This window comes from Chryseobacterium indoltheticum, from assembly GCF_003815915.1.
Classification (GTDB): Bacteria; Bacteroidota; Bacteroidia; order Flavobacteriales; family Weeksellaceae; genus Chryseobacterium; species Chryseobacterium indoltheticum.
In genome coordinates this window covers 4,016,004-4,030,522 of the sequence record NZ_CP033929.1, presented here as the reverse complement: position 1 = coordinate 4,030,522, position 14,519 = coordinate 4,016,004, and the positions used below count along the sequence as shown (strand labels likewise).

The following is a 14,519-nucleotide window of genomic DNA, read 5'->3' as shown; positions in this document are numbered from 1 at the left end:
TTTGAGATTTCAAAAAATCTGTTCTATATTTGCACTCGCAAAAAGGAACATCGATCTTTTGAAATCTTTTTAATTTTGCCTCCATAGCTCAGTTGGCTAGAGCAGCTGATTTGTAATCAGCAGGTCGTGGGTTCGAGTCCCTCTGGAGGCTCAATTTAATATAAAATATCTGGGGAGATTCCAGAGTGGCTAAATGGGACTGACTGTAACTCAGTTGCTTCGGCTTCGTAGGTTCGAATCCTGCTCTCCCCACATTTTATATTAAAAAAAAGTCTTGCAGGTTTAAAAGAATTTTTCTAGATTTGCAGACCGTTAACCAATAGTTTTGGAAACAAAATTGCGAAAGTAGCTCAGTTGGTAGAGCGTCAGCCTTCCAAGCTGAATGTCGCGAGTTCGACCCTCGTCTTTCGCTCAAATTTCACACCGCATTAGGCGTGATTTTTTTTAACTGCTGATGCAGCACAGAGTAGAGTTTCTCTGAAAGCTTTCAGTTTTTATTAAATTGCCTCCATAGCTCAGTTGGCTAGAGCAGCTGATTTGTAATCAGCAGGTCGTGGGTTCGAGTCCCTCTGGAGGCTCAATTTAATATAAAATATCTGGGGAGATTCCAGAGTGGCTAAATGGGACTGACTGTAACTCAGTTGCTTCGGCTTCGTAGGTTCGAATCCTGCTCTCCCCACATTTTATATTAAAAAAAACTTGCATTTTTAAAGGGTTTTCCTTAAGTTTGCACAGCGTTTACCAATAGTTTTGGAAACAAAATTGCGGAAGTAGCTCAGTTGGTAGAGCGTCAGCCTTCCAAGCTGAATGTCGCGAGTTCGACCCTCGTCTTCCGCTCAAAAAAAATCATACTCTATAGTGTGATTTTTTTGTTTAGGCCGACTTAGCTCAGCGGTAGAGTGCTTCCTTGGTAAGGAAGAGGTCACGGGTTCAAGTCCCGTAGTTGGCTCACTTTTCATCCCGATTTCTTCGGGATTTTTTTATGGCGTAAACTTTCTTAATGTCATTTTAAATAAACATCACTTTCAAAATTAAAGTTTAATATTATTTTAATCAATCATAATATAAGGTTTAAAAGACTTTAGAAAGAAGTCTTTATGAAATCTGAGCATTAGATTTAAAGGTTCCATCAAATCAATTCCAACAAATCGTCTTGAAATTTTCATTAAATTCGTTATAAATATATTATTGATGAATATTCTCTTATTGGAAGACGACCTTATTCTATCGGCAGAATTGAGTAAGTTTTTAGAATCAAATCATTTTACCTGTGATAGAATTTACGATGGCGAAACTTTTCTTCGTCAAATAAAGAGCAGCAGCTACGATTTGTATCTTTTAGATATTAATGTTCCAAAAGTAAACGGGCTAGATGTCTGCCAAACCATTCGCTCTTTCGATAAAAATACACCGATCATTATTATTTCGGCTTATGGAGACATTTCAGACAAAAAAGATGCGTTTACCAGATTGGCAGATGATTATTTGGTTAAGCCTTTTCAGTTTGAAGAATTATTACTTCGAATGAATTCTCTTTTAAGAAGAAAAGTTCCTTTAGACAATATAGATTTAGACATTATAAGGATTGATGATTTAATTATCAATAAAACCGAACAGAAAGTTTTCCGTGCAGGAAACGAAATTGCTTTAACTTTAAAAGAATTTCAGCTTCTCGTTTACCTTGCAGAAGCGCAGGGTAGAACGGTTTCTAAACAACAGATCACCGAAAATGTCTGGGAACATAATTTTAATACGAATACCAATACGGTAGAAGTGTACATCAATTTTCTAAGAAAAAAAATCGACAAAGAATACAAAGTAAAGCTTATTCACACCAGATCTGGTTTCGGGTATTATCTAAATCCTTTATAAGCAGATCAAAAACTGACAACCAACCACCAATAACTATTTAAATGTCTTTAAAAAGAAAGATTGCGCTTACCTTAAGTGTTTCGTTTTCCCTACTTTTTGGGGTTGTTTTGATTATTATTTATATTTCGTTCAATGATTTCCGTAGGGAAGAGTTTAAAGACCGATTTGTAAGGCGATTAGGGTTTACTACCAATTTTATTTCAAAATCTAAAAATTTTGAGAACGAAGCGCCTATCTTTTTTAATGAAAATTCTGATAATTTCCTTCTCAATGAAACGATCTTGATTTTTAATGGTAACAAAGAACTTATTTACAGCACGATTAAAGATCAAAAAGTTACCTGGAATAAAGAACTTCTTACCGAGCTCGACAAGAAAAAAGATATTTACAACGAAGAAACGGTTCCGGAAGTGTATGCCGCTTTAAAAAACATCAACGGAGAAAACTATTACATTCTCACCAGCGCCTACGATACCAACGGAAAATCGAAGCTTGAGTATTTGAAATACCTTTTGATTACCGCTTTTATTACCTGCACTTTGCTGATCGGTTTTTTCAGTTATTATTTTATGGGAAAATTTCTTCAGCCTTTGGAAGATTTGAACAAAGAAATTTCTGAGGTTACGGCTCATAAACTTACAACACAAATCCCGGTGGAGCAGTCGAATGACGAGATAAGTATTCTGGCAAAGTCTTTTAATACGATGATTGTACGATTAAATGATGTTTTTCAGTCGCAAAAAGATTTTACGGCAAGTGCATCCCACGAAATCAGGACGCCGATTACAAGAATGGCTTTTCAGCTGGAAAATTTAATTAAACTCGAGCAGCATTCTCCTGAAACTCTTTCCGCTCTGAAACAGATGTTGAAAGATGTATATCAATTGTCTGATCTTACAAATTCACTTTTACTTCTCACAAAATTCGATAAAGAAAATATTCAGACCATTTATGAAGAAGTAAGAATAGATGAAGTGATTTTTGAATCATTTGACCATGTACAAAAAAGTTATCCTAATCTTAAAATGGATTTTCTCATTTTTGAAGAAACACAGGAAAATGCTTTTTTAACGATCAACGGTGTTCAGTCACTTTTAGATATTGTCTTTATTAATTTATTGAAAAACGCTGCAGTCTATTCTGATAATGCTGATGTGAAAATTTTAATTACCGAAAATGAGACTCATCTTTCTGTAGATGTATTTTCAGAAGGGAATACCATTTCCGAAGAAGAGCAGCCAAAACTTTTTGAAGCTTTTATGCGCGGAAACAATTCTCAGAATATTTCCGGCTCCGGTCTTGGACTTAGAATTGCAAAAAGAATTTTAGAATACCATAATGCAAATATTCAATACAATTCTCCTTTTGAAAACATGAATAAGTTTAGTGTGATTTTTAATAAATAAAATTAAAAATATTAAAAGTGTCTTTAAAGTATAAATCTTTTATTTTCTCGCAGATTAGCAGATTAGAAATGCTAAAATAATCTGCTTAATCTCTCAATCTGCGATAGTATTTTTTCAGGTATCTCATATTATTCAATAATAAAATAGATCTTTGAAATCTGTGTCATCTGCGGGACAAATTATATCCATCAAAATTTATTAGAGATTTGAGAACCTTAAGTTGAGTTCACTTCAAGCAATTAAAATCGATTAAATTTTTCTTACTGAAACTTAACTTTTTAAATCCCTTAATGTTTCAAATAAATGGTTAGAAAAAATATTTCAAAACCTTCCCAAAACCAAATTTAATTTTATTTTAAGCCTCCTTTAAGTTCGTTTTAATCGAGCAACCGCACTTTTGTCATCAAAATTGAGAGAATGAACAAAATTGCAGGACTGCTCGTGGCGATTTCTTCGATGATATCAGCGCAGCAGCAAATGTCGCTTTTGGAGTGCGAAAATGCCTTTCGGCAAAACAACCTTCAGCTTCTTGCCGAGCAATACAGCATCAATATGGCAGATGCAGATATTTTGCAGGCGAAAATATGGGAACTTCCGCAGATGAGTGGTTATATCAACGGATATAATCCCCAAGACCGTAGATTTTTAGACGCAGGAAGAGCCAAAGGTTTCGAAGTTACCCAACTGATTTATATGGGTGGTAAAAAGAAAAATGAAATCGCTTTTGCGAAATCTAATAAAGAGCTAGCGCAATTACAGTTTTCACAACTTTTGGTAGAATTGAGAACACAGCTTCACACCAATTATTATAATCTTTACTACGAGAAACTGAAACTTGAAAATACCAATAAGCAATTAGGGTATATGAACGATCTTTTGAAGGCATACAAAGTACAGTCTGCAAAAGGAAATGTTTCGCTGAAAGATGAGGTGAGACTTCAAAGCATCGTTATTCAGTTGAATAATGATAAAGTAAATATCAATAAAAATCTTTTGAAGTTTGAGCAGAATCTGAAAGTGCTTACCGGAATTACAGAAAATATCGAGCCTGAGATTTCAGAAGAAGAAGCCAAACTGGTTTTAACGGCACAGCCTTTCGGTGATGACGATGAATTGAAAAGAAAAGCGCTCGAAAACAATGCAGATTATTTATTTATTCTAAAACTGATTGATAATTCTAAATTATATGCGCAGTGGCAAAAATCGTTGAATGTTCCCGATTTGAATGTCGGTGCAGAATACGATCAGGCTTCAGGTACTTTTAATAATGAAATTAATCTGAAGGTCGGAATTCCGATTCCATTATGGAAAAGCAATAAAGGAAATGTAGAAAAGGCCAATTACGCCATCAAGCAGAATCAGAAAAATGCAGAATTCCAAAAACTCAATTTAGAAACGAAAGTACAATCTGCATTTCAGATCTGGAAAACTCAATACGATCAGTTAGCGGAGATAAAATCTACAGACTTAAGTAATCTTGATCTTGTTTATGACGGAATGCTTAAAAATTTCAGAAACGGAAATATCAGTCTGATCGAGTTTACAGATTTCATGGAAAGCTATCGCCAAACCGCACTGCAGATTTATGATATGAAAAATGATTTGATGGAATCTGCCATTCAGCTCAATCAATTAGTACAAACCAAAATCTTCTATTAACAATACAATGAAAAAAATAATTATACCCTTGTTTTCAGCTTTTCTTTTATGGTCATGCTCAAAACCTGAAATTGCAAAAACTCCCGAGCCAAAAGGTTTTGAACTGAGCAATACAATGCTCGAATCAATTTCCACTGCAAAAGTTGAGAATAAAAATGTAGAAGATTCTTACAGTTTTTACGGTAAAATTGCTGCAGATGCCAATTCATATATCGATGTTTTCCCTTTAGTCGGAGGAAATGTGATGAGTGTAAACGTGGAATTGGGTGACTATGTAAGAAAAGGACAGGTTTTGGCAACCATAAGAAGTACAGAACTGGCAGAAGTACAAAAAGATGTAAGCGATGCAAGAACAGATTTGCAAGTTGCTAAAAACAATCTTCGTGTTGCAAGAGAAATGTATGAAGGAAAGCTGAATACAGAAAGAGATGTTCTGGAAGCAAAAAGCCAGCTTCAGAAAGCAGAAGACCAAATGCAGAGAGCATCTGCAGTAAGTACGGTTTACAATGTGAAGAACGGAAATATTTACAGTGTTTTGGCACCAATCAGCGGTTATATTGTTCATAAAGACATCAATAAAGATATGCAGTTGAGAAGCGACAGAAGTGAAAATATTTTTGATGTTGCCAATACCATGAATGTCTGGGCCATTATGAATATCAATGAAGCGGATATCGACAAAATAAGTCTTGGAATGCCTGCTCAGGTTTCCACACTTTCTTATCCTGATAAAGTTTTTGACGGGAAAATTGATAAAATATTCAAAATTATCGATCCTGAAACCAATGCAATGCAGGCAAGAGTTGTTCTCGATAACGCCAACGGATTGTTGATTCCGGATAGTAAAGCAACAATCAAAGTTTCGAAGTCTGAAAATAAAACTGCTCTTTCTATTCCTTCAAAAGCCGTGATTTTTGATGATGACAGAAGTTATGTTGTGGTTTTCAAATCGAGAACTGATGTAAAGATTAAAGAAATTCAGGTTTTAAAACAGCTTGGTGAGGTCACTTATATTTCAGAAGGCCTTTCGGAAGGTGAGAACGTAATTACCAATAATCAGCTGTTAATCTATCGCTCTCTAAAAAATTAATTTACCAAACCATTAAGATATTTTGAATACATAAGCGATTAAAATTAACCTATTATTTAACCAAAGCTAAGTCATCCTTTTGATGCGCTTTAATTCATCTTTATCATTCATTTTCTTAATGGTTTTTAAATCATTTAGATACAATTAAACATTAGAGATTAGCCTGAAACTAAAACCTAATATCTAACATCTATTCACATGAATAAATTCATAAAAAATATAATATCGTTTTCACTTAAAAACAAGGCTTTTACCTTTATTTGGGTTGCGATTTTGGCAGTTGCAGGATTTATAAGTTTCAAAAATATGCCGATTGAAGCTTTCCCCGATGTTACCAATACGCAAATCGTAATCATTACCCAATGGGATGGTAGAAGCGCTGAAGAAGTGGAACGTTTTGTCACCACACCGATTGAACTGGCGATGAGTCCGGTTCAGAAAAAAACAAGTGTGCGAAGTACCACAATGTTTGGGCTTTCAATTGTTAAAATTCTTTTTGATGACGGAGTTGATGATATGTTTGCCCGAAATATGGTCAACAATCAGCTTCGAAATGTAAGTCTTCCCGAAGGGATTGATCCCGAAGTACAGCCTCCTTACGGACCGACGGGAGAAATTTTCAGATATACTTTAGAAAGCAAGAAAAAAGATTCACGCGAACTTCTCACTTTACAGAATTGGGTCATCGACAGAGCGCTTCGTGGTGTTCCGGGAGTTGCAGATATTAATGTTTTTGGAGGTCAGGATAAAGTTTTTGAGTTGAGTATTGATCCGAGGGCTTTAGATAAATATAATTTAACTCCGCTGCAGGTGTATGAAGCAGTGACGAAAAGTAATTTAAATGTCGGTGGAGATGTTATCGAAAAAAACGGCCAAGCCTATGTTGTACGAGGAATTGGTTTGGTACAGTCGATAGACGATATTGGCAATATTACCATTCATAATGACAGCGGAAACCCTATTTTGGTAAAATATGTTGCTGAGGTTCATGAAAGTTCGCGACCGAGAGTGGGGCAGGCTGGATTAAACAATCAGGACGATACCGTAGAAGGAATTGTCGTGATGAGGAAAGGAGAGAATCCGCGTGAAGTTTTGGTGGGTGTGAAAGCTAAAATTAAAGAGCTTAACGAAAAAATTCTTCCGAAAGATGTAAAAATGGTCACCTTCTACGATCGTGATAATCTGATGGATTTTACCACAGAAACCGTGATGCATAATTTGATGGAGGGAATCATACTCGTTACGGTAATTGTGTTGATCTTTATGGCAGACTGGCGAACGACTTTAATTGTTTCCATTATTATTCCTCTGTCTTTGCTTTTTGCATTTTTATGTTTAAAAATAGCAGGAATGAGCGCCAATTTACTGTCATTGGGAGCGGTAGATTTCGGAATTATCATTGACGGAGCCGTCGTCATGGTTGAAGGAATTTTCGTAATGCTCGACCATAAAGCCAAAAAATACGGTCCTGAAAGATTTAATAAGCTCGCAAAAGCAGGCTGGATCAAACAAACCGGAACCGGTTTAGGAAAAGCTATTTTCTTTTCAAAATTAATTATTATCACCTCGTTAATTCCGATTTTCTCATTTCAGAAAGTGGAAGGTAAAATGTTTTCACCTTTAGCATTTACCCTTGGTTTTGCATTGTTGGGAGCTTTGATTTTTACTTTGACTTTGGTTCCTGTTTTAACGCATTTACTTTTAAATAAAAATGTAAGAGAGAAGAATAATCCGTTTGTAAATTTCTGGGACAGAATTGTGTTGAATGGTTTCAAATTTACATTTAAGAATAAAAGATTAAGCTTAATTATTTCTATTTCATTTGTAGCAGTAACTTTATTTTCAGGGAAATTTTTGGGAACAGAATTTTTACCTCAATTAAATGAAGGTTCACTTTGGATTACTGCAGAAATGCCGATGAGCTCATCTTTAAAAGAATCTTTGAAGACTGCCGATATTTTGAAGAAAGATATTATGAGCGTTCCTGAGGTAACCGATGTTTTGGCGCAAACCGGACGAAGCAACGACGGAACAGACCCGAATGGATTCGGATTTGTGCAGTTTGCCGTAAATCTTAAACCTAAAGATGAGTGGAAAAGAAAGATCAGCTATGAACAACTCACCGAAGAAATTGACAAAAAACTCAGCAATTATCAGGGAATAACATTTAATTATTCTCAGCCGATTTCTGATAACGTTGCTGAAGCGGTTGCCGGTTTTAAAGCTGAAAACGGAATTAAAATTTATGGTGACAATCTTCAGACTTTGGATGAACTCGCTGATAAAGTTTTAAAATCAATAAAAGATGTGGATGGAGTACGTGACGCCGGAATTATTAAAAATATCGGTCAGCCGGAAGTAAATGTGGTTTGGGACAGAAATAAAATGGCAGCGTATGGTGTAATGCCGGAAGATGCGCAAACTGTTCTGGAAATGGCTTTTGGTGGGAAAACAGCTTCGGAAATGTATGATGGTGAAAGAAAATTCCCGATTCGTTTAAGATATTCTCACGAATACAGAAAAGATGAAAACGATATTGCCTCATTGATGATTCCAACGCAGGAAGGAACGATGATTCCGCTAAAAGAAGTCGGGAATATTGAAAAAAATAATGGAGCAGCATTTATTTATCGTGATGATATCAAACGGTATATTGGAATTAAATTCTCGATTCGTGACCGTGATTTGGGAGGAACCATTGCTGATGCACAAAAAGAAGTGGCAAAAATTAATCTTCCGGAAGGATATAAAGTAGGCTGGACCGGTCAGTTTGAAAATCAACAAAGAGCAACAGCACGTTTAACAGAAGTAGTACCCATCAGTATTTTAGGGATATTTTTTCTGCTATTTATTCTTTTTGGAAACATGAAAGATTCACTTTTGGTTTTAGCGAATGTACCGTTTGCTTTAATTGGCGGAATTATCGCATTGCATGTGACCAAAATGAATTTCGGAATTTCTGCCGGAGTTGGGATGATTGCTTTACTGGGAATTTGCATTCAGAATGGAGTTATTTTAATAACAGAGTTCCATCAAAATATCAAAGATGGCCTCAAACTGGACGAAGCTGTTTTTAATGGAGTAAAATCTAGAACAAGACCCGTCATTATGACTGCTTTAATGGCATCGATCGGATTATTACCTGCAGCTTTGTCAACCGGAATTGGTTCTGAATCTCAAAAACCTTTAGCAATTGTCATTATCGGAGGTTTGATTACGGCAACCATTTTAACCTTATTAATCTTCCCCATTATCTTCTGGATCTTTAACCGAACAAAGAAGACAGAAGAAATTATTTAAGAATTTATTCTTTCATTTACATTATATAGTTAGAAGCGCTGAAAAATTAATTTTTCAGCGCTTCTTTTATAAATATTAAACTATGTCGGATTTTATTTTTAGAATCCTAAACCAATTGTAAAACCTCTTACAGCATTCGGGTAATTGGCTACAGAAGTAGTAGAACCATTTGTTGTATTCACTGTATAAATCTTTGTGGTTCCGGCTGTAGTAGCTACCAAATAAGCTTTTTGGCTTGTGCTTCCGATATCGAAACCAGTGGCACCGTCGATATTGATGCCTAAAGATCCCTGCTCAATCAAAGTTCCATTGTTGGGCGGATTTTGTAAATATAATTTGTCGGTTGTATGATCAATCACAAAAAGTGAAGTTGTAGTGGCGCCTGCAAAATTGTTTGTATATGCGGCTGCACCTAAAGTAGGCGTTCCTGGATTAATTATGCCGTCTGTTGCGGTAATTCCTCCGGTAACAGGATCTAATCTTAAATTCTGTCCGGTATTGCTTACGACTCTTATTTTATCAACAGTAGGATTAAAATCAAAACCGAATTCTGTCCCTGACAGTAGAGTAGGTAACTGTGTTCCAACAACGGTTGCCGCGCCATTTCCTAAATTAATAGTATAAATTCTGCTTGAGCTTCCTAATGCATAAAGCTGCCCGTTTAAAGGTCTGAAATCAATTCCTAGAATATTTTCTCCAGATTGAAGCCCGGTAATTGCTTTCGTGACAGGTTGCGGATTATTAGGATTAAAAATTTGCAATGCATTAGAATTATCAACTGCATATGCAACAGGATTTGTAGGAATTGCCAAATCGATTACTTTTTGTGAAAGATTTCCGATGTTTGTCGCTTTTCCGTTGGCTAAATTTACAGTATATAAAACATTTTGTGTACCGGTTGTAGCCGCCATTACTGCCAAAGTATTATCAGGATTGATGTCGAATGCAGCTTGTCCTGTAAAAGTAATTCCTAAGCTACCTACTTCTACTAAAGTACCATTATTTGGAGGGTCTTGCTTAAAAAGTTTTCCTGAAGTAGCATCAAGATCGTATAAAATTGTAGAAGCTGCTCCCGAAACGCTGTTGGTATATGCAACGCCCATAATAGATGAAGTGGTTGCAATATTGGTATCAACAGCTGCGATAGCGCCTGTTTCAGGATGTAAACGTAGATTTTGTCCCGTATTGGTCACCAATCTGATTCTGTCTACAGTGGGATTAAAATCAATAGAGGCCACAGTTCCTGAAATGACAGGTAAAAAAGATGTTGTACTTACAACTCTGCTAGAGGCGGTAGAAGTATTGATAATATAAAACTTGCTTGCATTGGATACAGCATACAATTCACCGGTAGCGGGTCTGAAATCAATACTCATTAATTTTTCTCCCGACGGAATTCCCATGATAGATTTTGTAGAAGCAAAGTTTGAAGAATTGTTGGTATTAAAAGATACCAACTGATTATTTTCTGTTAACCCATACACCATTGCATTGGGTAAAGCAGTAACAGGCTCTTCAGGCATCGTCATCATATTTTCGTCATCGTCACAAGAGATTACCGTGACAAAAGCAAATGTAGCCATACAAAAGTAGAATAGTTTTTTCATAATAATTTATTTTAAAGGATTTCTGATGGTATATACGGAAGAAAATTATCCACGGATTTTTACAAACACTTTTTTTAATTGATTTTTTTTGCTTAAATTTGCATTCTGTTTAGAAAAAGCAGTCTGGTTTGTGACTTTCTGGGTTTAGTATTAAACTTTTTTTGATAAAAAGATTTTGGTATATAAAAATTCATTATATTTGCACACCGAAAATTTGAATAAAACAATAAAATAAATAATTTAAATCATGGCAAAGGAAACGTTTAATCGTAACAAACCACACTTGAACATTGGTACTATTGGTCACGTTGACCATGGTAAAACTACACTTACTGCAGCTATTTCAGCTGTATTAGCGAGCAAAGGTCTTGCTGAGAAAAAAGATTTCTCTGCTATTGACTCTGCTCCAGAAGAAAAAGAAAGAGGGATTACTATCAATACTGCTCACATCGAGTACGAAACTGAAAAAAGACATTATGCTCACGTTGACTGTCCAGGTCACGCGGATTATGTGAAGAACATGGTAACGGGTGCTGCTCAGATGGATGGAGCTATCGTAGTATGTGCTGCAACTGACGGTCCTATGCCTCAGACTAGAGAGCACATCTTGCTTTGTCGTCAGGTAAACGTACCTAGAATTGTTGTTTTCATGAACAAAGTTGACATGGTAGACGATGCTGAATTATTAGAGCTAGTTGAAATGGAACTTAGAGACTTATTGTCTACTTATGATTTCGACGGAGATAACTCTCCAGTAATTCAAGGTTCTGCATTAGGAGCTCTTACTGCTGCTACTGCTGCTACTCCTGATAGCGAAGACAAATGGTTCAAATCTGTTGAAGAATTGATGGATGCAGTTGATAACTGGATCGAGCAACCACCAAGAGATACTGATAAGCCATTCTTGATGCCAATCGAAGATGTATTCTCTATTGCTGGTAGAGGTACTGTAGCAACTGGTAGAATCGAAGCTGGTATTATCAATACAGGAGATCCTGTAGATATCATCGGTATGGGTGAAGAAAAATTAACTTCTACTATTACAGGAGTTGAGATGTTCAGAAAAATCCTTGACAGAGGTGAAGCTGGAGATAACGTAGGTCTATTGTTGAGAGGTATTGAAAAAACTGACATCAAGAGAGGTATGGTAATCGCTAAGAAAGATTCTGTTAAGCCACACAAAAAATTCAAAGCATCTGTTTATATCCTTTCTAAGGAAGAAGGTGGACGTCACACTCCATTCCACAACAAGTACCGTCCTCAGTTCTACGTAAGAACTACTGACGTTACAGGTGAGATCTTCTTACCAGAAGGAGTAGAAATGGTAATGCCTGGTGATAACTTAGAGATCACTGTAGAATTGTTACAGCCAATCGCTCTTAACGTAGGTCTTAGATTTGCGATCAGAGAAGGAGGTAGAACAGTTGGTTCAGGTCAGGTTACTGAAATCTTAGACTAATCATCTTAAAATAAATAAAGCTTCCGAAAGGAAACTCTCGGAAGCTTTTTATCTACGGGCATCGTCCAATGGTAGGATACCGGTCTCCAACACCGTTGATCAGGGTTCGAATCCTTGTGCCCGTGCAAATATAAATTATGAGTTCATTTGTCAATTTTTTAAAAGGTTCTTATAACGAATTCAGACATAAAGTTGAATGGCCAAAATGGTCAGACTTACAGTCTTCTACAATTGTAGTTACTGTTGCTACTGTCATTTTAGCATTATTTACTTTTGGTGTTGATGAGTTGTTTTCAAAATCAATCAGCAACATCTTAGGAATACTAATTAACAGCTTCAACTAATTAAAACTATTTTCCATAATGAGCGAATTGAAATGGTATGTGCTGAAAGCAATCAGCGGACAGGAAAATAAAGTGAAAAACTATATTGAGACAGAAATCAAACGTTTAGGGTTTGAGCAGTATGTTACTCAGGTAGTTATTCCTATGGAAAAGGTGATTCAGCTTAGAAACGGAAAAAAAGTTCCTAAAGAAAGACCTTACTATCCAGGTTACCTGATGGTAGAAGCAGATCTGATGGGGGAGATTCCTCACGTTATAAAAAACATTCCGGGTGTAATTTCTTTCTTAAGTTTAACCAAAGGTGGTGATCCTGTACCGATGAGAAAATCTGAGGTTAACAGAATGCTAGGTAGAATGGATGAACTTTCAGAATTTGCTACCGATGCAGAAATTCCATTCATTGTTGGAGAGAATGTAAAAGTAATCGATGGTCCTTTCAACGGATTCAACGGTACAGTAGAAAAAATTCTTGAAGATAAGAAGAAAGTGGAAGTATCAGTTTTGATCTTCGGAAGAAAAACTCCAATGGAGTTGAGCTACATGCAAGTAGAAAAAGTTTAAATGTATATATTTAAAATATAAAAAAAGGGTGCTTTTCAAAGCATCCTTTTTTTATCCATAAAATTGAGAATATGATACTGTTTGCAAAAAAGAATACTCCTTTTTTATTGTATTGCTTTTTTTTAGTTGTAATCTTTTTTTATGTAGTTGTAAAACTACATGGGAAGGCAACATTACCTGTCCATGAATGGACTATGTCTGACTGGTTGGTTAACTATGAAGATGGAGGTTTTAAACGTAGAGGTGTTACCGGAACTTCTTTTTTTGCAGTGCAGGACCTATTTGGCATACAATTGCCTTTTCAGGTATTTACTATTCAAATTATTTTTTATACCCTTATTTTTTTTTCATATTTTAAGCTGGTAATTGTAAAGAAAATAGATTGGAACATTTTGGTATTGCTGTGCTCTCCACTATGTTTTATGTATTTTCCAATTAATTTGTCTTATTCAGGGAAGAGAGAAATTGTTCTTTTTGCGCTTTCTGCGTATTTTGCATTCGGTAAAATGACCGTTCTAAAAGAAAGAATCTTTTTAGTTTTATTTTGCGCAGGGTTGTTTATCCATGAAATGTTTTATTTCTTTTTGCCATTTTTCATTGCCATACATTTTTTTAAAACAGGAGAAAAGAAATATACTTTTTGGATGCTTTTTTTAGTTCTATCTACTATTATAATGGGGATTATGCTTTTCTTCGGTAAAGAAATTAATTGTGGAAAGAGTGTAGAGATTATAAGAAAAAGAGGAGTGGCTTTTGGAACAAACAATATTTTTATTTATAATTTTTGGGAGGGTATAGAACTAATTAAAAAAGAAATTACGTCCTACTCTCTATTTGTTTTAGAACTCGTTATCGAAGTTTCAATGTTTTTATATTATGTCTTTTTATTTTATAGAAACAAATTTTATACTTTGCTTAAGTTTATCATTGCAAGCTTCATTTGGGTGATGCCATTGTATTTTCTGGGGATTGATTGGTATCGTTGGAATCATATATATTCTATGCTTTTATTAATCGTTGTAATTACGATATTGCCCAACAATGAGAGTCGTGATAAGGTTTCATTTAATCGGAATGTTTTTATTAAAAAACTTCTAGTTATTAACATTCTGTTTTTTGTCTTCTTTTTTATTCATATGCAATATGATGCGAGAGGGCTTTCCTTGCAAAATGTAATGGAATATTATTTTTTAAAACTTTATTCTTAATCAATTGATTCAC

General features: G+C 35.4%; 10 protein-coding genes and 8 tRNA genes. 17 read left to right on the top strand and 1 reads right to left on the bottom strand.

What is annotated here, in order from left to right; genetic code table 11:
- Window positions 1-77: 77 nt before the first annotated feature.
- From EG358_RS18560 to EG358_RS18505, 12 genes are all read left to right on the top strand, one after another.
- Window positions 78-151: transfer RNA gene (locus EG358_RS18560), tRNA-Thr, on the top strand.
- Between the two features lie 20 nt (window positions 152-171).
- A tRNA-Tyr gene (locus tag EG358_RS18555) sits at window positions 172-252 on the top strand.
- A gap of 87 nt (window positions 253-339) precedes the next feature.
- A tRNA-Gly gene (locus tag EG358_RS18550) sits at window positions 340-412 on the top strand.
- Window positions 413-504: 92 nt separating this feature from the next.
- Window positions 505-578 (top strand) — tRNA-Thr (locus tag EG358_RS18545).
- Between the two features lie 20 nt (window positions 579-598).
- Window positions 599-679 (top strand) — tRNA-Tyr (locus EG358_RS18540).
- Window positions 680-764: 85 nt separating this feature from the next.
- A tRNA-Gly gene (locus tag EG358_RS18535) sits at window positions 765-837 on the top strand.
- Between the two features lie 40 nt (window positions 838-877).
- Window positions 878-949: transfer RNA gene (locus EG358_RS18530), tRNA-Thr, on the top strand.
- 242 nt (window positions 950-1,191) lie between these two features.
- Window positions 1,192-1,872, top strand: a complete 681-nt coding sequence (locus EG358_RS18525; protein ID WP_076560146.1) for a response regulator transcription factor — start codon at window positions 1,192-1,194, stop codon at window positions 1,870-1,872.
- Window positions 1,873-1,913: 41 nt separating this feature from the next.
- Complete coding sequence (locus EG358_RS18520) at window positions 1,914-3,278, top strand: sensor histidine kinase (RefSeq protein ID WP_076560144.1); 1,365 nt, start codon at window positions 1,914-1,916, stop codon at window positions 3,276-3,278.
- A 417-nt stretch (window positions 3,279-3,695) separates the two neighbouring features.
- Window positions 3,696-4,937, top strand: coding sequence for a TolC family protein (locus EG358_RS18515; protein ID WP_083677027.1), 1,242 nt, complete (start codon window positions 3,696-3,698; stop codon window positions 4,935-4,937).
- A gap of 7 nt (window positions 4,938-4,944) precedes the next feature.
- A complete protein-coding gene (locus EG358_RS18510) occupies window positions 4,945-6,027 on the top strand; it encodes an efflux RND transporter periplasmic adaptor subunit (protein WP_076560142.1) in 1,083 nt (360 codons plus the stop codon).
- A 198-nt stretch (window positions 6,028-6,225) separates the two neighbouring features.
- A complete protein-coding gene (locus EG358_RS18505) occupies window positions 6,226-9,327 on the top strand; it encodes an efflux RND transporter permease subunit (RefSeq protein ID WP_076560140.1) in 3,102 nt (1,033 codons plus the stop codon).
- 98 nt (window positions 9,328-9,425) lie between these two features.
- Here the strand turns inward: EG358_RS18505 and EG358_RS18500 are convergent, their stop codons facing one another.
- Complete coding sequence (locus tag EG358_RS18500; protein ID WP_076560139.1) at window positions 9,426-10,934, bottom strand: DUF4394 domain-containing protein; 1,509 nt, start codon at window positions 10,932-10,934, stop codon at window positions 9,426-9,428.
- 247 nt (window positions 10,935-11,181) lie between these two features.
- Here EG358_RS18500 and tuf point away from each other — a divergent pair, with 247 nt between their 5' ends.
- The 5 genes from tuf to EG358_RS18475 all read left to right on the top strand — a co-directional run bounded on the left by tuf (window position 11,182) and on the right by EG358_RS18475 (window position 14,506).
- Window positions 11,182-12,393, top strand: a complete 1,212-nt coding sequence (gene tuf / locus EG358_RS18495; protein WP_115596457.1) for an elongation factor Tu — start codon at window positions 11,182-11,184, stop codon at window positions 12,391-12,393.
- A 54-nt stretch (window positions 12,394-12,447) separates the two neighbouring features.
- A tRNA-Trp gene (locus EG358_RS18490) sits at window positions 12,448-12,518 on the top strand.
- 12 nt (window positions 12,519-12,530) lie between these two features.
- Window positions 12,531-12,737, top strand: coding sequence for a preprotein translocase subunit SecE (gene secE / locus EG358_RS18485; RefSeq protein ID WP_076560135.1), 207 nt, complete (start codon window positions 12,531-12,533; stop codon window positions 12,735-12,737).
- Window positions 12,738-12,755: 18 nt separating this feature from the next.
- Complete coding sequence (gene nusG, locus EG358_RS18480) at window positions 12,756-13,298, top strand: transcription termination/antitermination protein NusG (RefSeq protein ID WP_076560133.1); 543 nt, start codon at window positions 12,756-12,758, stop codon at window positions 13,296-13,298.
- A gap of 71 nt (window positions 13,299-13,369) precedes the next feature.
- Window positions 13,370-14,506 (top strand): hypothetical protein, encoded by a 1,137-nt coding sequence (locus EG358_RS18475; protein ID WP_076560131.1) that lies wholly within the window; start codon window positions 13,370-13,372, stop codon window positions 14,504-14,506.
- Window positions 14,507-14,519 lie beyond the last annotated feature (13 nt).